The 17810-nt window shown below is 41.9% G+C and carries 18 protein-coding genes and 2 tRNA genes; 7 read left to right on the top strand and 13 right to left on the bottom strand.

Annotated elements, in window-relative coordinates:
- Nucleotides 1-4: 4 nt before the first annotated feature.
- Complete coding sequence (locus tag NI466_RS02175) at nucleotides 5-1159, bottom strand: LuxR C-terminal-related transcriptional regulator (RefSeq protein ID WP_253172541.1); 1155 nt, start codon at nucleotides 1157-1159, stop codon at nucleotides 5-7.
- Nucleotides 1160-1386: 227 nt separating this feature from the next.
- Here NI466_RS02175 and NI466_RS02170 point away from each other — a divergent pair, with 227 nt between their 5' ends.
- Entirely contained in the window at nucleotides 1387-1881 is a 495-nt protein-coding gene (locus NI466_RS02170) for a copper resistance protein NlpE (protein ID WP_005262338.1), read from the top strand.
- Between the two features lie 67 nt (nucleotides 1882-1948).
- Here NI466_RS02170 and groL read toward each other — a convergent pair whose 3' ends face one another.
- From groL to NI466_RS02150, 4 genes are all read right to left on the bottom strand, one after another.
- Nucleotides 1949-3583, bottom strand: a complete 1635-nt coding sequence (gene groL, locus NI466_RS02165) for a chaperonin GroEL (protein ID WP_253172540.1) — start codon at nucleotides 3581-3583, stop codon at nucleotides 1949-1951.
- 70 nt (nucleotides 3584-3653) lie between these two features.
- Nucleotides 3654-3944, bottom strand: a complete 291-nt coding sequence (locus NI466_RS02160; protein WP_004646315.1) for a co-chaperone GroES — start codon at nucleotides 3942-3944, stop codon at nucleotides 3654-3656.
- A 168-nt stretch (nucleotides 3945-4112) separates the two neighbouring features.
- On the bottom strand, nucleotides 4113-4889 hold the full coding sequence (locus tag NI466_RS02155; protein WP_005246941.1) for a metallophosphoesterase family protein: 777 nt from the start codon (nucleotides 4887-4889) through the stop codon (nucleotides 4113-4115).
- Nucleotides 4870-5808 (bottom strand): diacylglycerol/lipid kinase family protein, encoded by a 939-nt coding sequence (locus NI466_RS02150; protein WP_034606170.1) that lies wholly within the window; start codon nucleotides 5806-5808, stop codon nucleotides 4870-4872. Before NI466_RS02150 ends, NI466_RS02155 begins: the two co-directional genes overlap by 20 nt.
- Nucleotides 5809-6225: 417 nt before the next feature.
- Here NI466_RS02150 and NI466_RS02145 point away from each other — a divergent pair, with 417 nt between their 5' ends.
- Nucleotides 6226-8055: a phosphoenolpyruvate carboxykinase (GTP) gene (locus NI466_RS02145; protein ID WP_253172539.1), complete on the top strand. Its 1830-nt coding sequence runs from the start codon at nucleotides 6226-6228 to the stop codon at nucleotides 8053-8055.
- Between the two features lie 134 nt (nucleotides 8056-8189).
- Complete coding sequence (locus NI466_RS02140; RefSeq protein ID WP_005262346.1) at nucleotides 8190-8612, top strand: hypothetical protein; 423 nt, start codon at nucleotides 8190-8192, stop codon at nucleotides 8610-8612.
- A 73-nt stretch (nucleotides 8613-8685) separates the two neighbouring features.
- Here NI466_RS02140 and NI466_RS02135 read toward each other — a convergent pair whose 3' ends face one another.
- On the bottom strand, nucleotides 8686-9354 hold the full coding sequence (locus NI466_RS02135) for a class I SAM-dependent methyltransferase (protein ID WP_253172538.1): 669 nt from the start codon (nucleotides 9352-9354) through the stop codon (nucleotides 8686-8688).
- Between the two features lie 154 nt (nucleotides 9355-9508).
- On the bottom strand, nucleotides 9509-10357 hold the full coding sequence (gene folD, locus NI466_RS02130; protein WP_004646309.1) for a bifunctional methylenetetrahydrofolate dehydrogenase/methenyltetrahydrofolate cyclohydrolase FolD: 849 nt from the start codon (nucleotides 10355-10357) through the stop codon (nucleotides 9509-9511).
- A 153-nt stretch (nucleotides 10358-10510) separates the two neighbouring features.
- Between folD and NI466_RS02125 the strand changes: the two genes are divergently transcribed.
- Nucleotides 10511-10584, top strand: a tRNA-Cys gene (locus tag NI466_RS02125).
- Between the two features lie 10 nt (nucleotides 10585-10594).
- Nucleotides 10595-10680 (top strand) — tRNA-Leu (locus NI466_RS02120).
- Nucleotides 10681-10832: 152 nt separating this feature from the next.
- On the opposite strand, the gene NI466_RS02115 is transcribed toward NI466_RS02120, so the two are convergent.
- The 3 genes from NI466_RS02115 to NI466_RS02105 all read right to left on the bottom strand — a co-directional run bounded on the left by NI466_RS02115 (nucleotide 10833) and on the right by NI466_RS02105 (nucleotide 13300).
- Nucleotides 10833-11735, bottom strand: a complete 903-nt coding sequence (locus NI466_RS02115; RefSeq protein ID WP_253172537.1) for a helix-turn-helix transcriptional regulator — start codon at nucleotides 11733-11735, stop codon at nucleotides 10833-10835.
- A 153-nt stretch (nucleotides 11736-11888) separates the two neighbouring features.
- Complete coding sequence (locus NI466_RS02110) at nucleotides 11889-12092, bottom strand: hypothetical protein (RefSeq protein ID WP_253172536.1); 204 nt, start codon at nucleotides 12090-12092, stop codon at nucleotides 11889-11891.
- A 215-nt stretch (nucleotides 12093-12307) separates the two neighbouring features.
- Nucleotides 12308-13300, bottom strand: a complete 993-nt coding sequence (locus NI466_RS02105; protein WP_004646306.1) for an NAD(P)H-quinone oxidoreductase — start codon at nucleotides 13298-13300, stop codon at nucleotides 12308-12310.
- Nucleotides 13301-13430: 130 nt separating this feature from the next.
- Between NI466_RS02105 and NI466_RS02100 the strand changes: the two genes are divergently transcribed.
- Complete coding sequence (locus NI466_RS02100) at nucleotides 13431-13775, top strand: thioredoxin family protein (RefSeq protein WP_005107508.1); 345 nt, start codon at nucleotides 13431-13433, stop codon at nucleotides 13773-13775.
- Between the two features lie 69 nt (nucleotides 13776-13844).
- Here NI466_RS02100 and NI466_RS02095 read toward each other — a convergent pair whose 3' ends face one another.
- The 3 genes from NI466_RS02095 to cysD all read right to left on the bottom strand — a co-directional run bounded on the left by NI466_RS02095 (nucleotide 13845) and on the right by cysD (nucleotide 16937).
- Nucleotides 13845-14120, bottom strand: coding sequence for a hypothetical protein (locus tag NI466_RS02095; RefSeq protein WP_253172583.1), 276 nt, complete (start codon nucleotides 14118-14120; stop codon nucleotides 13845-13847).
- Nucleotides 14121-14261: 141 nt separating this feature from the next.
- Nucleotides 14262-15878, bottom strand: a complete 1617-nt coding sequence (gene cysN / locus NI466_RS02090) for a sulfate adenylyltransferase subunit CysN (protein ID WP_213687016.1) — start codon at nucleotides 15876-15878, stop codon at nucleotides 14262-14264.
- A 144-nt stretch (nucleotides 15879-16022) separates the two neighbouring features.
- Nucleotides 16023-16937 (bottom strand): sulfate adenylyltransferase subunit CysD, encoded by a 915-nt coding sequence (gene cysD, locus NI466_RS02085; protein WP_253172535.1) that lies wholly within the window; start codon nucleotides 16935-16937, stop codon nucleotides 16023-16025.
- Between the two features lie 323 nt (nucleotides 16938-17260).
- On the opposite strand from cysD, the gene NI466_RS02080 reads away from it, so the two are divergent.
- Nucleotides 17261-17803, top strand: a complete 543-nt coding sequence (locus tag NI466_RS02080) for a hypothetical protein (RefSeq protein ID WP_253172534.1) — start codon at nucleotides 17261-17263, stop codon at nucleotides 17801-17803.
- Nucleotides 17804-17810: the final 7 nt, after the last annotated feature.

Here is a 17810-nt window from a genome sequence, read left to right as displayed (position 1 = left end):
CGGTTTAATCAATATGTTCAAATTGAATGGTACAGCCCATCAATAAATGCATCAGTTCGATTTGCGAACAACATTGGGTTTTTTCATAAATATTTTTAAAATACGTCCGTACCGAACTCAACGTAATGCCACACTGTTCTGCAATATCTTCTATTTTATAACCATTAATTAACAACTCGCATAAATCAAACTCTCGTTTGGAAAGCTGGTAACACTGTTGTAGGTAAGCTCTTGACAGGGAATAATGCTGGTTTTTATCTGTCATAAATAAGGCAATCTGATGCTGAGCAGACTGTAAATGTTGCATATTTCTTAATTTTTTAAATGGCACCACCGTCAGCATGAATTGTGAGCCTGCCCCATCACTCAACGCCAGGACTCCACCCACTTCAGTCTGAATGGTCGTATCTTCCAGCAAAGCACTTTCTAATAGCTGATCAAAACGTATCTGCTGAGCATAATTGGTTTTTAGACGGTTATGTATATCCAGATCCAGACATGAACTTTGATCAAGCATCTTTTGCGCAACAGGATTGGAATAACTTAAACACAGGTTTTGATCGAGCAGTACAATTCCGGTTTTTAAACTATCCAATACAGTATACAAGCTTAAATTATCTTGCTGAATCAAGTTGATTTGCCGGTGAATTTGCAAAGCCCGGCGTAAATGAATACTGATACGTCTTAAAAAATCCAGCTCAGGCTGTTCAAAAGGCTGTACTTCAGGTGCACGATGAATACCCAGTACTGCCCAACGATAATTTCCCCGATCCAGCAATACGCCCGCCAGATAAGATACACCGCCAGGCTTTAAACACTTCTCATAGAACACATAGTGATCCGTACCCGGCTGTTCTGCATAGTGCTGACAGTTATGACTTAAAGCATCGCCCATCTCGATCGCATTCCATAAGGGCATATGCAGTTTCATATCAATCACTTTGATACGCTCCTCTTGATAAGCAGCCAGACTTTCATTCGGGATATTGTGCGTATAGACAAAATCATAGCCTGGATTAAGCTGATCCAGACCGGTAAAAATTGCACTCTTACTCTTAGTATAGCTCACGATATCTTTGATCACGTCCAGCCATAAAGATGGCAATACAGCAGCATCATAAATTTTTGCAATCAGATTATTTTCTTGTTCTAATTTCATTATCCCCTCCGCATTATCATTATTTTCTAATCATAGCGTTCAGAATTGGTTAACGAAACAGCATAAAGTGACTTTAAACTTGGCTAAAAATTCTTAAATCCTGCTCACTTATCAATAACTCTGGCCTGATTCACCTAATGAATCAAACTTTAACAAGATTGCCCTATTTATCTGTACTGACTACTTTTAATGTAATTCATAACAAATAATTTAATAGGGTCAAAACAATGAAAAAATTAACGCTTACTGCTGCGCTAGCAGTCGTTATTGCAGGAGCCTTAACCGCCTGTTCAAAGCCCAATGATAATGAGCCGATGAATAATAATGCTCAATCCAGCCCAGCCATGATGGAGCAAAATAACGCGGATACCAGTATGAACCGTGCTGATAGCGCAGAAACCTCACTAGATTGGGCAGGTGAATATGAAGGTGTTTTTCCTTGTGCTGACTGTGAAGGGATTAAGGTCGAGCTAGATCTCAATCCGGATAAAACCTATGAGCTAAATGAGGAATATTTAGGTAAAGCTGGAAATAATGAGACCGAAACTAAAGGCAGTTTCAGTTTTGACCCTCAAGATCCTTCAATCATCACATTAGATAACAAAGCTGAAAACCGTAAATTCTTTGTTGGTGAAAATTTTATTGAAGCACGCGAGATGAAATCAGGTAAAAAAATTGACAGTAATTTAAATTATAAATTAGTTAAAAAGTCCGCATCATAATTTTGTAAACAACATAAAAAAATCCCCGCTATTGCGGGGATTTTTTATGAAATGCTCGGATGATGAATTACATCATGCCGCCCATACCACCCATGCCGCCCATATCAGGCATTGCAGGTTTGTCTTCTGGGATTTCAGTGATCATGCATTCAGTGGTCAGCATCAAGCCAGCAACAGAAGCTGCGTGCTCAAGTGCAGAACGCGTTACTTTAGCAGGGTCAAGAATACCCATTTCCAGCATATCGCCATATTCGCCAGTTGCAGCGTTATAACCGAAGTTACCTTCGCCATTCTTCACAGCGTTGATCACTACAGAAGGCTCATCACCTGCGTTAGATACGATTTGACGAAGTGGTGCTTCGATCGCACGGCGAAGAATGTTGATACCTACGTTTTGGTCATCATTCGCGCCTGTTACGCCTTCAAGTGCAGATGCAGCACGTACGAGTGCAACACCACCACCCGCAACAACACCTTCTTCAACCGCAGCGCGAGTCGCATGAAGCGCATCGTCTACACGGTCTTTCTTCTCTTTCATTGCAACTTCAGTTGCAGCACCGATTTTGATGACAGCAACACCGCCAGCAAGTTTCGCTACACGCTCTTGAAGTTTTTCTTTGTCGTATTCTGAAGTAGATTCTTCGATCTGTGCACGGATTTGCTGTACACGATCAGAGATTTGGCCAGCGTTACCCGCACCATCTACAATCACAGTATTTTCTTTAGACACAGTTACTTTATGTGCTGTACCCAAGTGATCAAGCGTCGTTTGATCCAGCTGCATGCCGATTTCTTCAGAAATCACAGTACCGCCAGTCAAGATCGCGATGTCTTGAAGCATAGCTTTACGACGATCACCAAAACCAGGTGCTTTCACCGCACATACTTTGATAATACCGCGCATGTTGTTGACAACAAGCGTCGCAAGCGCTTCGCCTTCAACATCTTCAGAAATGATTAAAAGCGGTTTGCCAGTTTTAGCAACAGCTTCAAGTACTGTAATCAATTCACGAATATTGCTGATTTTCTTATCAACAAGAAGAATGAATGGATTTTCAAGTTCAGCTGTTAAAGTATCTTGCTTGTTCGCGAAGTACGGAGAAATATAACCGCGGTCGAACTGCATGCCTTCAACTACGTCAAGCGAATCTTCGAAGCCTGAACCTTCTTCAACCGTGATCACGCCTTCTTTGCCCACTTTTTCCATTGCTTGCGCAATCAGCTGACCTACAGTCGTATCAGAGTTAGCAGAGATCGAACCTACTTGTTCAATCGCTTTAGAGTCTGATGCTGGTTTTGCAGTTGCCTTGATGTTTTCAACTACAGAACGTACCGCAATATCGATACCGCGTTTCAAGTCCATTGGGTTCATACCCGCTGTTACTGACTTGATGCCTTCATTCAAAATTGCTTGTGCCAATACAGTTGCAGTCGTTGTACCATCACCTGCGATGTCATTGGTTTTTGAAGAAACTTCACGAACCAGTTGAGCACCCATGTTCTCGAACTTGTCTTTCAGCGTAATTTCTTTGGCAACAGTGACACCATCTTTAGTGATGTGCGGTGCACCAAAAGAACGGTCGATAACAACGTTACGGCCCTTAGGACCCAAAGTAACCTTTACTGCATCTGCAAGGGTGTTTACACCAGCAATCATTTTTGAACGAGCTGAATCACCAAATTTTACGTCTTTAGCTGACATATTTGACTCCGAATATTGTTGTATCTTTACAAAATCTGATTTGGAATGAATAAAACTTTTTTAGCGCAGATTAAGCTTCTAATACCGCTAAAATGTCAGATTCTTTCATGATTAAAAGCTCTTCGCCGTTTACTTTTACAGTAGTGCCTGCATAAGTACCGAACAATACTTTGTCGCCAACTTTTACGTCTAACGCGCGTACGCCATTGTCAGTGATTTGACCATTACCAACTGCAATGATTTCACCTTGAGCAGGTTTTTCAGCAGCCGAACCTGGAAGTAAAATGCCCCCAGCTGTTTTAGTTTCTTCTTCAACACGACGAATAACAACGCGGTCATGTAATGGACGAATGTTGCTCATAAATAACTCCATCAGACTAAGTCTTTTTTAGGTCACTGATGACGACTTAATTATTCCATGGGTCATCATCAAAAATTTTTGATGTCACTTTTATGGAGATGGAATAAAACGCTTCAAGGGCAAAAATGAAAAAAAATTGGTTTTTTTTAACGAATCATAGGTTTTCGTCTATTTATTCGGCAGATCAGCCTTCAACATAAAGGCTTGTGCCACTTCATCGAATAAATATTGAGAAATTTTTCCTGTGGCATCAATCAGATTAAAGCTGTTCGGTTCATCTTTATGTAGACGATTTGACGCAGAAGTCCCTGCATGTACATCATATACAGGATGATCCATCCCCAATCCGAACATCTGATTCAAATCATAAATCGCCGGTTGATGCAGATGCCCATGTAACACCGCAAACAGACCATGCTCTGCCCAGGCCTCTAAAGCAATTTTGGCCATCAATGGGCTGTCCTTGAAACCGCGCTTATTTTGAAAAGGCACATAAAAAGGTTGATGGCTGACAATGATTTTTAATTTGGACGCAGGCGCCTGAGCCAGTTGCAAATCAATACGCTGAATCTGCTCAAGGGATAAATGCCCTTTGGTATGATATCGACGTCGGATCGAATTCACCCCAATCAGATAAAAATTTTCAGTTTCAAATATTGGCTCCAATTCACCAAAAAAAATCTGGTAACGGGTAAATGGATTGAAAAGCCGATTCCACAAATGATAGAGCGGAATATCATGATTCCCCGGGATCACCATATAAGGCGTATTGAGCTGATCTAAAAATTTTTTGCAGGCAAAGAATTGACCCAAACGTGCGCGCTGAGTCAGGTCACCACTGATGACGACGGCTTCAAGTGGATGGGTCTGACAGAAATGCCGAATCGCTTCTAAACACTCCGGCTTCTCTGTTCCAAAATGCAGATCAGACAGATGCAGGATCATGTGGCACCATTACGTTTAGGCTATCTTTTAATACAGAAATATTGAGTGGCGGGGCCATTTCCACAATTTCCCCATCAATCGCTACCATCAGTTTCTTGGCTCGGGATTCGATTCGAACTTGATCGGCTGCAAAACTATAAACATCCGATGCCTGGTCAATCTTGCCACGAATCAGCTGATACACAAGCTTAAATAAAGTAAGCTTATCACTTTTAGAAACAACCACTCCCGCCACTTTGCCTTTTTCAGCCGCTTCTGCAATGCGCATTTTCATATCTGCTAGTTGCAAGGGATTATTGCCAAAAAAGATCAGTGGTGTTTTCACCGGATATTTCTTTTGATCCACCCAGATTTTTAGTTTTAATTCTTTACGATCGCGAATCAAAACATCCAGTGCAGAAGTATAGGCATGTAGCGGTAAGCGACCAAAAATACGATTATAGTCTTCACGTTTTTTAATAAATAAAGGATATAGACCCAGACTGGCATTATTCAGATAAATTTCCTGATTGATCCGGGCAACATTCATACGTTGAGGCTGCCCTGTCGCAATCACTTTTGCCGCTTCAAGCAAATCCAGCGGAATCCCCAATAATCTGGCTACATAATTAAAAGTCCCTAAAGGCAAAATACCGACAGGAATTTGCGTATTCAACACATGTTTGGCGACTGTATTTAAAGTGCCATCTCCACCTGCCGCAACGATAATTCCTGACTCGCTAGATGCCAAATGCTGTTCAAGCACTTCAGTCATAATTTTATCAAACTGCTGTGAATCATTGATTTCATAAGCTTTAGTTTGATAACCCTGTGCTGAAAATATATCGATCAGCTGCTCATAAATGCCTTCTGGCCCCTGTATGCGAAAACCAGCTTTATGATTAAAAATCAGCGATAAGGGTTTAGATTGATTAGACATTTTTCGCGCAATTTCATTGAAGCCTATTGGCATTTTGTCCAATTCATAGACAATTAACAGTGGCTTTATGTAAAATTCAAATGGCAACCATTTATTTAATCAATAATGAATATTAGAGATCTTATAAAACTAAGATAATGATTTTAATATCAATTTTTAAAATAAATACCACTCATCACTTATATAAATAGCCTTAATAATTCAAATGTTTAGTTTTATCTTGTTGTTTTACTTATATTTATAAATAAAATAGCATTATATTCCAAAAGAAATCTAGCACTTCTTTGGTCTTATTTTTTTTATCATTTTATGCTTTAATACAGCCACTTTTTTTCATACTTCATCTGGGCGATATTTTTTATTGCTCGGATTGTACTTTGTACATCTAATTTGTACACATTTGAGATAGGCCTCACCATGACCCAAGTGAACGCACCAGAATTCGTTCGTCACCCTAAGCTTATTGCTTGGGTGGAAGAGATTGCTAAATTAACAAAACCAGCAAAAATTGAATGGTGTGACGGTAGCGCAGAAGAGTATCAACGTTATATCGACTTGATGATCGCTAACGGCACAATGCAAGCGCTGAATCAAGAAACTCATCCTGGTTCTTATCTTGCAAATTCTGATCCGTCTGACGTAGCACGTGTTGAAGATCGTACTTACATCTGTTCTGAAAACAAAGACGATGCTGGCGCGACCAACAACTGGGAAGCACCTGCTGTCATGCGCGAAAAATTGAACGGTTTATTTGACGGTTCAATGGCAGGTCGTACACTTTATGTGGTTCCATTCTCAATGGGTCCATTGGGTTCTCATATCGCTCATATCGGTATCGAGTTAACTGACTCTGCTTACGTTGCAGTAAGCATGTCTAAAATGGCTCGCATGGGTAAAGCTGTTTATGACGTTCTTGGTACTGACGGTGAATACGTTCCTTGCGTACACACTGTAGGTGCTCCGCTTGCGAACGGCGAAAAAGATGTTGCATGGCCTTGCAACAAAGAAAAATACATCGTGCATTACCCAGAAACTCGTGAGATCTGGTCTTATGGTTCTGGTTATGGCGGTAACGCATTGTTGGGTAAAAAATGCCTGGCATTACGTATTGCATCATTTATGGGTCGTCAACAAGGCTGGTTAGCTGAACACATGCTGATCCTTGGCGTGACCAATCCACAAGGCGAAAAACACTACATCGCAGCTGCATTCCCATCTGCATGTGGTAAAACAAACTTCGCTATGTTGATTCCACCAGCAGGCTATGAAGGCTGGAAGATTGAAACTGTAGGTGACGATATTGCTTGGATCAAACCAGGTGAAGACGGTCGCTTATATGCAATCAACCCTGAAGCTGGCTTCTTCGGTGTAGCGCCTGGTACCAACACCAAGACCAACCCGAACTGTATGGCAACCATGCACAAAGACGTGATTTATACAAACGTCGCTGTGACTGACAACGGTGAAGTATGGTGGGAAGGTCTGACTAAAGAAGCGCCTGCCAACCTGACTAACTGGAAAGGTCAACCACACACTGGCGAAGAAAAAGCAGCGCATCCAAATGCTCGTTTCACAGTTGCAGCTGGTCAATGCCCTTCTATTGACGCTGACTGGGAAAATCCAGCTGGCGTGCCAATTTCTGCGTTCATCTTCGGTGGTCGTCGTGCAGACACAGTGCCTCTAATTTCAGAAGCATTTGACTGGGTTGACGGTGTTTACAAAGCTGCGACTATGGGATCTGAAACCACTGCTGCTGCTGTTGGCCAACAAGGTATCGTTCGTCGTGACCCGTTCGCGATGCTGCCATTCGCTGGCTACAACATGGCGGATTACTTCACGCACTGGTTAGAAATGGGCGAGCAAGTGGGCGCGAAAGCTGCCGCTGCTGGCAACAAACTTCCAGGTATCTACAACGTGAACTGGTTCCGTCGTGATGCTGAAGGCAACTTCGTATGGCCTGGTTTCGGTCAAAACATGCGTGTTCTTGAGTGGATCATTGACCGTTGTGAAGGTCGTGCTGAGGCTGTTGAAACACCAATTGGCCTAGTTCCTACTTATGAACAGTTGAACTGGACTGGTTCTGACTTCACTAAAGAACAATTTGACCTAGTAACTTCTCAAGATAAAGATCAATGGATCAAAGAACTTGAAAGCCATACTGAATTGTTCGACAAGCTAGGTGAGCGTTTACCGGAAGCGTTAAAAACTCGTCAAGCAGAACTTATTGCTGCGGTTAAATCTGCTTAATTGCTGATTTAATTAAAAAAGGTCGCGTAAGCGGCCTTTTTTATTGGCTGTTTAAACAATTGATCACAATTGACCAGAGCAGCAGTTTAAGCAAAATATGGCATACTTAAGCCAAGACTTCAGGAACTATAAATATGAAAAGAACAACAGTAATTTTGGCTGTGGCTGCAAGCAGTTTTGTACTGAGCGCATGCCAGACCACACCCCATCAATTCAATGGACAAAGTGGCTATGAAATTCTGGAACGTTCAGGCAATACAGCAACCTTGAGCTACACCCTCTCAGGACGACCAAGCCAGGATGAAAATCGCTTGCAAGCCGCTTGCAGACACGTATTAGGAAATTCCAAAACTTACAACATCCAGATTTTAAGCACCAATGAAATTTCCAATCCAACTGCGGAACAGGAAAACTATGGCCGCCAACTGGGTAATAGCCGCACGCAAATCAGCTTGAGCAATACGCCTGATTTACATAATAGCGAGAACCCGGGTGCACGCGAAGCTTTAGAAGCCCGCCCTACGACCATGCGGGTTATTCGTTATACCTGTTCTTAATATCTGACACTTAGTTACTTAATCAGAGTAAGACAATCAAAAAGGGCCTAGTGCCCTTTTTAATTTTTTAAATTTAACGTGTTTTATAGAAACTGACATTACGAAATTCGGGCGATTCATCCAAATCCGGCCAGGTCGTTGCACTACGCTCATCCAGTTTTTCATACTGAGGATGACTAAAGTTTTTTACCCGACTGTCTGCAACCCACACCTCAGGTGCAAATTTTAAAAACTCATCCAGGAAGAAACGGTTACATTGATCATAGAGCACATCTGCGGCTAATAAAATATCCACCTTCTCTGCCTTATATAGGTCATCCAGATATTCAAGCTCGACATCATTTAGCTCTGCATTGGCACGACAGGCATCTAGACTAACTTGATCGATATCACAGCAGATCACACGTTTTGCACCTGCCATTTTCGCCGCAATGGCAACTACGCCCGATCCCGCCCCAAAATCCAAAACTACTTTGTCTTTAACATGATGCGGCTCTGCCAATAGCCACTGCGCCATCGCCAAGCCTGAGGCCCAACAAAAGATCCAGTATGGTGTATCATTCCAAATGCGACGAATCACTTCATCATCAAGTTTATCAGTTGGAAATACGGGTGGAATTAGCCAAAGTGAAATCGGTGTTTCTGGCAGTTGCTGTGCCATTAATTCACAATTCGGAATGACTTGGTGCAAGGCTTGGAGTAAATGCTCAGGGGCTTTAGGAAATTGGAAAGTACAGCTCATTGGATTTTTATTCGTTATATGTGTCAGAAGAACTCTTATATTTTAGATATTACCCTCATCCCAGCCTTCTCCCATAGGGAGAAGGAGCATCCATTATTTTCACAATGAACTTCCCCCTCTCCTTTCAGGAGAGGGTCAGGGAGAGGCCTGTTTATTAACCTAGCGCTTTCTCAGCAGCTTCAACCGTTTGACGGATTAAAGTGGTAATCGTCATTGGACCTACACCACCCGGAACTGGTGTGTAAGCAGAAGCAATTTCTTCAATGCCAACAAGTTGGATATCACCAACACCACCGCCATCACGTGGATGGAAACCAGCATCAACAACCACTGCACCTTGTTTGATCCAGTCTTTTTGAATTAATTCTGCTTTACCTACCGCACCGACAATGATATCTGCTTGCTTAACAAAGCTTGCAAGATCTTGAGTACGTGAATGGCAAATGGTTACGGTTGCATTCGCTTCTAGCAGCATCGCAGCCATTGGTTTACCCAAAATTGCAGAACGACCTACAACTACCGCATGTTTACCAGCGATTTCAATGTTGTTTTCTTTCAGGATAGTCATAATACCCGCAGGCGTCGCTGAACCATAGGCTGCCTCACCCATTGCCATACGACCATAGCCCAGGCAAGTGACACCATCTACGTCTTTTTCAAGCGAGATTGCATCGAAACAGGCACGCTCATCAATTTGCGCAGGAACCGGGTGCTGAAGCAGAATACCGTGCACATCAGGATTTGCATTTAATTTTTCAATTTCAGCCAATAATTCTTCAGTTGTGGTTTCTTTAGGAAGTTCCACTTTGAGTGAATCCATACCAACACGGCGGCAGGCATTGCCTTTCATGCGAACATAAGTTGCAGATGCACCATCGTCACCTACCAAAATCGTCGCAAGAATTGGAGTACGACCTGATTTTGCTTTCAGCGCTTCTACGCGAGTAAACAAGTCAGCTTCAATTTGCTTCGCCAATGCACGACCGTCTAGAACTAATGCCACGGCACTTCTCCCAAGTGTTGATATGAATCAATTTTGCACATTCTACATGAATAATTTAAATATTTTCCGCCAGATGATGTTTTTATGCGCATACAGATGAATACACTATTGTTTTTTTTTCTGAGCTTGCTAATATACGCATCAACAAGACGCGGCGGGGTGGCAGAGTGGTCATGCAGCGGACTGCAACTCCGTGGACGCCGGTTCGATTCCGACCTCCGCCTCCATCTTGTTAAAGCCCGAGTGGTGAAATCGGTAGACACAGGGGATTTAAAATCCCCCGCCCACAAAGCGTGCCAGTTCGAGTCTGGCCTCGGGCACCATTCTTCTACTACAGAAAGATGGTGCAAATAAAGAACCCAGCGAAAGCTGGTTTTTTTATGCCTGTAATTTAGTAAATCAAAAAAATAAGTAAATTAAATTTCCATTTAAAGCATGATCATTAATTAAGCTACCCTGCTCTACGTTCTCAATATCATCCAGCAGAACGTAAATATCCCTGCAAATCCTGTTCCAGTTTTTGCTGGAAATGAATCGGCTCAATAATTTTCACATAAGGCAACCAGTAACGCACCAAAGGTAGCAACTGCATTTCATGACGAATCTGGCAACTAATCACTAACTCTCCAGTCCCAGTTTCCTGCTCGATCTGCTGTTCTGGAAATAAACGGCGCTCTTTAAAAAAGACCGCGACTCCAGGTTGTACCCTGATTAAGACTTGCTGCTTTTGCTGCCCAAACCAGATGCTGTCTTCATCTGCCAGCATTTTCAGTATTTCAGGATCATGCGCAAAGCTCTCCGCCTTAGAAACCAGCTTGAGCTGTTGCACCTGACTTAAGCGATAAGTGCGCAACTTGTCCTGATCTACGCCCACCAGATACCAGATACCATGATGGTGAATCAAGCGATAAGGCTTAATGATTCGCAATTGATCTGAATATTGCAACTCAACCTGCTGACGTTTATAGATTGCGCTTGCAAGCAACTTGAAATGTTCGGCAAACTGTTTGGCATCTTCAAAATAATAGCCTTTTGCCGAAAATACCTGATTTGCCCGCTCATCCAGCAATTCACGCATAAAAGACATATCCAGCGCCGGATACAGCTCACTGATCCCCGAAAGCTGGGCAAAGGTCTGGATATCCTGCAATTTAAAGCGCCCTAAATAAGAGGGTTCCAGATAATATCGTTTCTGTTCATCTTGAAGTAAGGGTAAGTAAGAGCCTAGACGATCAAAATCACGCTCAATGGTACGGGTGCTGACTTGAAATTCTGCAGCTAGCTCTGCAGCCCGGAGTTGATATCCGACGTTTAATTTGGTCAAAATTCTGGCTAAACGCTCTGCAAGACGCTCATGTGTTGAAGCTGGGCGCTTCATAAATCCCCACTTAATACATTCTCATGTACTTATTTATCGCTAGATGTTGAATGATTATACTGAATGCCGATCAGTGAATAATATTAGGACAAAGTCTAAGATATTTTTTTGCATCAGATTTTGATCCTTTATTCACCCTAAAAATACAAGATCTTATTTGGATTTTCTGGATGCTTTCTTGCTTGAATGACGATTTTGTATTGTTAATCTTTCTATATAACGCTCCAGATGCAGCATCGCCCGATACATTTTATGTAACTCTGCCCAGCTGATAGTTCCGCGAATAATCATTTTATGAATACGTCGTAATGCTTTTAAACTATGTTTTGAACTGTATGCTGTTGAAATAATTTTCATCTTATTTTCCCTCTCACATTCATGTGAATGTTTAACCATTTGGTCGGAATTATCTATACATGCAATTTACGTGTCATAATTGACAGGTTGTGTCGAACAGTTAACATTTTTTAATTTTTATTCAAGATTTTATATATTTATTTGTAATAATATTTTACTTAAAATTAAAAAAAGCCAGTAAAATTACTGGCTTTTTTTGAATCACTTATCTCGTATTAAATAATTTCAACTACAACTTTACCCACATGCTCTCCAGTATCCATTGTGGCATGGGCATCCTGAATCTGATCGAACTTAAACGTTTTATAGATCATCGGGAGACATTCGCCTTTTGCCCACAATGGTGCAATCTGCTCTTTCAGGCCTTGTGCAATTTCCGCTTTTTCAGCCGTGCTGCGTGCACGCATGGTCGAACCGGTAATGGTCAGACGTTTCATCATGATTTGACCCAGTTTGACTTCTTTGGCCTTGGCACCACCCAAGAAAGCGATATAGACCAGACGTCCATCACGGCGCAACAAATTCAAATTACGCTCTAAATATGGTGCACCGACCATATCTAAAATGACATCGACACCACCATTGTCAGTGGCTTCATTAATAACTTGCTCAAAGTCCTGAGTTTTATAATTAATAGCCGTGGTTAAATCAGAAATAGCCGCAACTTTTTCATCTGAACCGACAGTTGCAAAAGTTTTGATTCCGAGTGATTTACATAACATTAAAGCAGTCGTACCAATCCCGCTCGTTCCACCATGTACCAGTACAGTTTCCCCTGCTTTGGCCTTACCCATCTGGAACACGTTCGCCCATACAGTAAAGAAAGTTTCAGGAATGGCCGCTGCCTGTACAAAACTTACGCCTTCAGGAATATTCAAGGTCTGGCTTTCAGGTATGACGCAATATTCAGCATAACCGCCACCATTGGTCAAACCACAGACTTGATCACCAACTTTAAACTGACTTACATCACTACCAATCGCAACCACCTCACCTGCCACTTCCAAGCCAGGAACTGGCGTTACCCCTTTCGGCATCGGATATAAGCCTTGACGCTGCAGGATATCTGGACGGTTAATACCAAAGGCATGAACTTTCACCAGAACTTCATCTGCTTTAGGTTCAGGTAAAGTCACCGTTTCATAAGCGAGTTTATCGACACCACCTGGTTCTGTAATAATGACTTGCTGCATGGTTTGTTGCGACATGATTTCTTTCCCTAATCTATGCATTTCATATATCTTGGACTTATTTGAACATAGTTAGCATGAGGAATGAAGCTACATCGGACTTATGTATAATCGGGGGACTATTCAGGAAATTGATAATAGGCCAACTATGACCCAAGTGATCGAATATAACGAAAACAATTACAGTGATTTTGAGTGGTTTGAAGGTTTTGCCGTGATTCGCTTTTATGCAGACTGGTGCAAGCCCTGTGTTCAGAATTTTCCGATCTTTGCCGAACTGGCGACATACTATGCTGAGGTAAATCCTGAAGTTAAATTTGGCAAGATCAATGTGGATCAGTCTCCGATTTTAACCTTGCGCTATAATGCCTATGGTTTGCCTTCTACGCTTATTTTTAGAAATGGAGAAATTATTAAAAGGATTGCAGGCGTGAAAAGTTTAACTGAAATGAAAGCAATTCTGGCCTTAGTCCTCAATGATTCTTATGAATAATTACCCATGTGAAGCCAAATCTAACAAAAATATTTCTTTTAGCTCACTATCTAAATACGGAGCCTTTAATTAACTACGCCCTTTATATTCCTTTACTATTCGATCACTCACATCTTCCGGATAACACAGCGGCGCATATCCGCCTGCACGATTATAAGCACTACGCTTACCACAACGACTACCATTACTTGCAGTATTGTAAGGACACGGACAATTTCCCGGATAATTCTCAATCGACTGCTGGATTATTTTTTGCTTGATTGCTTCAACGCTTTGGCTGCTCTGTTTGGCTTCAGCTCCAAAAGCCACACACAAGCCAGCCAGCAATATTAATTTTTCATATATTCCCCAAATCTAGGGAGTATTGTATTAATTGACTAGTAAATTGAAAGATCACATTTTGACTAATCGAATGATTTTCATGCAATCAAAATTTAGGCAATAAAAAACCCGCTTTTGAGCGGGTTTCTTCAAATCAGTCCAGTCTTAAAGACGAACCAATTCCACAATCTTCTCAGCAAGTTCTTCAACTGTATCTACGGTTAAAGTCGTGTCTGTACCTTCAGCAGCATCGGTAATCACAACCACACCAGTTTCACGAACCAGTGCAACCTGCTCCGCATTCAAACCTGCTTTAGCAATAGCAACGATCCCTTGCTGAATCAGCAAGCTTTCTAGCGCCTGAGCATTTTCCAAAGCTTTACCAGATACAGTCACCGCAGCAGGTTTTTGACCCAAACGTGCCGCACGTGCTTCTGCAGTGACAGGCTCATCGTGTGCAGACCATTCAACTGATTCTTCCACCATACCCGCACCAATCGTCACGTTATTTAAACGATCGATGAAAATAAACGAACCGGTAAAACGGCTGTCTTGATAACGGTCAAAGACTACTGGTGCATCAAATTCAACAGTTACATTGGCAATTGCATTCAGCTCAAGCTTATCTACCTGAACTTTTTCCAATGTGTTGACGTTGGTACGGTAATGAATCGCCGTTACTTTTGCCGGAACGGTTTGCGTACCAATCTTGATGTTGTACAGCTTGCCAATCACCAGCGGTTGATCCGCCATCCACACTACAGTCGCTTGAACTGAACGTGAAATATTTGGAACCGCTTGATCAGCACGAATTAATACGTTACCACGTGAAATATCAATTTCATCGTTAAGCGTTAAAGTCACTGCCTGACCTGCAACGGCATGCTCAAGATTGCCATCAAAAGTGACGATTTCTTTCACCGTAGACGACTTACCTGATGGCAATGCCGTTACAGTATCGCCAACATTGATATCACCGAGTGCGATCGTACCGCAGAAACCACGGAAGTCGAGGTTCGGACGGTTGACGTATTGCACAGGGAAACGGAAATCCTGCTTCGCTGAACTACGGTTAATTTCTACTGATTCAAGCGTACCCATCAGCGTTTCACCAGTGTACCACGGCGTATTGGCTGACTTGTTCACTACGTTATCGCCATTCAATGCAGAAATAGGGGTAAAGATGATATTGCTTGGCTTACGGTCGCCCAATTGTGCAACGAATGCCGCATATTCAGCTTGGATTTCATTGAAACGTGTTTCAGAGAATTCCACCAAGTCCATCTTGTTAATCGCAACAATGATGTTCTTGATCCCGAGCAAACTCGCAATAAAGGTATGACGACGCGTCTGGGTTTGCACACCATAACGCGCATCAATCAAAATGATCGCAAGATCACACGTCGACGCACCTGTTGCCATGTTACGGGTGTACTGTTCGTGTCCCGGCGTATCCGCGATGATGAATTTACGTTTTTCTGTCGAGAAATAACGATATGCTACATCAATGGTAATGCCTTGCTCACGCTCTGCTTGTAAACCATCGACCAGAAGCGCCAAGTCAGGTGCATCGCCAGTCGTACCGACTTTTTTCGAGTCACGGGTCACGGCCTGTAATTGATCTTCATAAATCAATTTTGAATCGTACAGCAGACGACCAATCAACGTCGATTTACCATCGTCCACGTTACCGCAAGTCAGGAAACGCAATAGATCTTTATTTTCATGTTGTTTCAGATAGCCCAAGATATCTTGGCTGATTAAATCAGATTGATGAGACATCGCTCAAAGCTCCACATATTCTTTAGAAATCGGTTAAATCTAAATCCACCTAAGTCCTCCTTTGATAAAGGAGGACTTTCCTCCATTTTATTTTGGGAGTCCCCCGCTTTCATAAAGAGGGGGTTAGGGGGAGATTTATAGATATTAGAAGTAGCCTTCCTGCTTCTTCTTCTCCATCGAGCCTGCTTCATCATGGTCAATCATACGACCTTGACGCTCAGAACTGGTTGCCAGCAACATTTCCTGAATAATTTCCGGCAAGGTATTGGCTGTAGATTCCACAGCACCTGTTAATGGATAACAACCCAAAGTACGGAAACGTACCGATTTCATTTGTGGAACTTCACCTTCTTTTAAAGGCATACGTTCATCATCAACCATAATAAGTGTGCCACTACGTTCAACCACAGGACGTTCTGCAGCCAAATAAAGTGGTACTAATGGAATACTTTCTAAATAGATATATTGCCAGATATCCAACTCAGTCCAGTTAGATAATGGGAATACACGAATACTTTCGCCTTTATTCACTTTACCGTTATAAAGATTCCAAAGTTCTGGACGCTGGTTTTTCGGATCCCAACGATGTTTCGAATCACGGAATGAATAAACACGTTCTTTCGCACGTGATTTTTCTTCATCACGGCGCGCGCCACCAAAAGCAGCATCAAAACCATATTTATCCAGAGCCTGTTTTAAGCCCTGAGTTTTCATGATGTCGGTATATTTAGAACTACCGTGTTCGAACGGGTTAATACCTGCCTCAACCCCTTCTTTATTCTGATGCACGATCAAATCGAAACCATGGGTTTTCGCCATGTTGTCCCGGAAAGTGATCATGTCTTTAAACTTCCAGCCTGTATCGACATGTAATAATGGAAATGGAAGTTTTGCTGGGTAGAACGCTTTTAGCGCAAGATGCAGCATGACCGCTGAATCTTTACCAATCGAATACAGCATGACCGGATTTTCAAACTCGGCAGCAACTTCGCGGATGATATGAATACTCTCAGCTTCAAGCTGTTTGAGATGAGTAAGTCTTTCCTCATTTAACGACATGGACAACACCAGCTTAGAAAAACGTGTACTTATGACACTTTTGAAAATTTATATTCATTATAGTGATTTACTTATCCTATCCATTGCTTGTTTTATGATATTGATATATCAAAAGCTCATATAAAAATTCATCAATAATGAATATCAGTTTTTATGAATCAATGATTTGCACAATTCAAGCGAGGATATTGTGTGGTAGAGGTATATATTAACCTGTCGCTAAGCCAATAAAATCCTAGGAAAATAATCTAAAGTAGTGGTTCTCAAATAGTTAAAAAATTACTAGAGTAAGACTCAATTCTCCCTATTGATATACTTCGTTTATGCCCTATAGCGCTTTTGATCTCACCACTGTAAAAACCCGTCTGGAACAGGCCCAGCTTGCTGGTTATATTTATCAGCATCAGCAATATATTTTAGTCTTGCAAGAACCCTTCAGTGATGATGGCAAGCCTCTAAATATCTATCTGCAACACGAGCTGACCGCGGATCAAATTGGATTACAGTTTGGTCTGCGTTTGCAAGAAGGTCATTGGGAATTTCTAATCGGCGTTACTTATAGTAACCAGAACGCAGCTTACGAAATTGGTGCTGGCAACCTCAAAGGTGATCAAAAAGCCTTTAACTTATTATATGCCTTTTATAATTATCCTAAAGCGTTCTATCTAGTGGCATTACCTTTGACAACCAACAGTCAGATTTTGGAGCAAACCTTGCAAAAGCAGCTTTTCAAGCAGCCTGATCTCGACTTCCTGAATACTGCAGTCAAGGTCAATCCTATGGGCGAACAAGTCAAATGGATGCAACACTATATTCTGCAACAGACTCTAGATATGAAAGTCCGGATTCAGACTGCCCTACTTTAAACTTGAA

Source organism: Acinetobacter lwoffii (assembly GCF_024129595.1).
GTDB classification, from domain to species: Bacteria; Pseudomonadota; Gammaproteobacteria; order Pseudomonadales; family Moraxellaceae; genus Acinetobacter; species Acinetobacter lwoffii_O.
The sequence above is the reverse complement of the archived record's forward strand: the minus strand, read 5'-3'. Positions and strand labels throughout refer to the sequence as shown.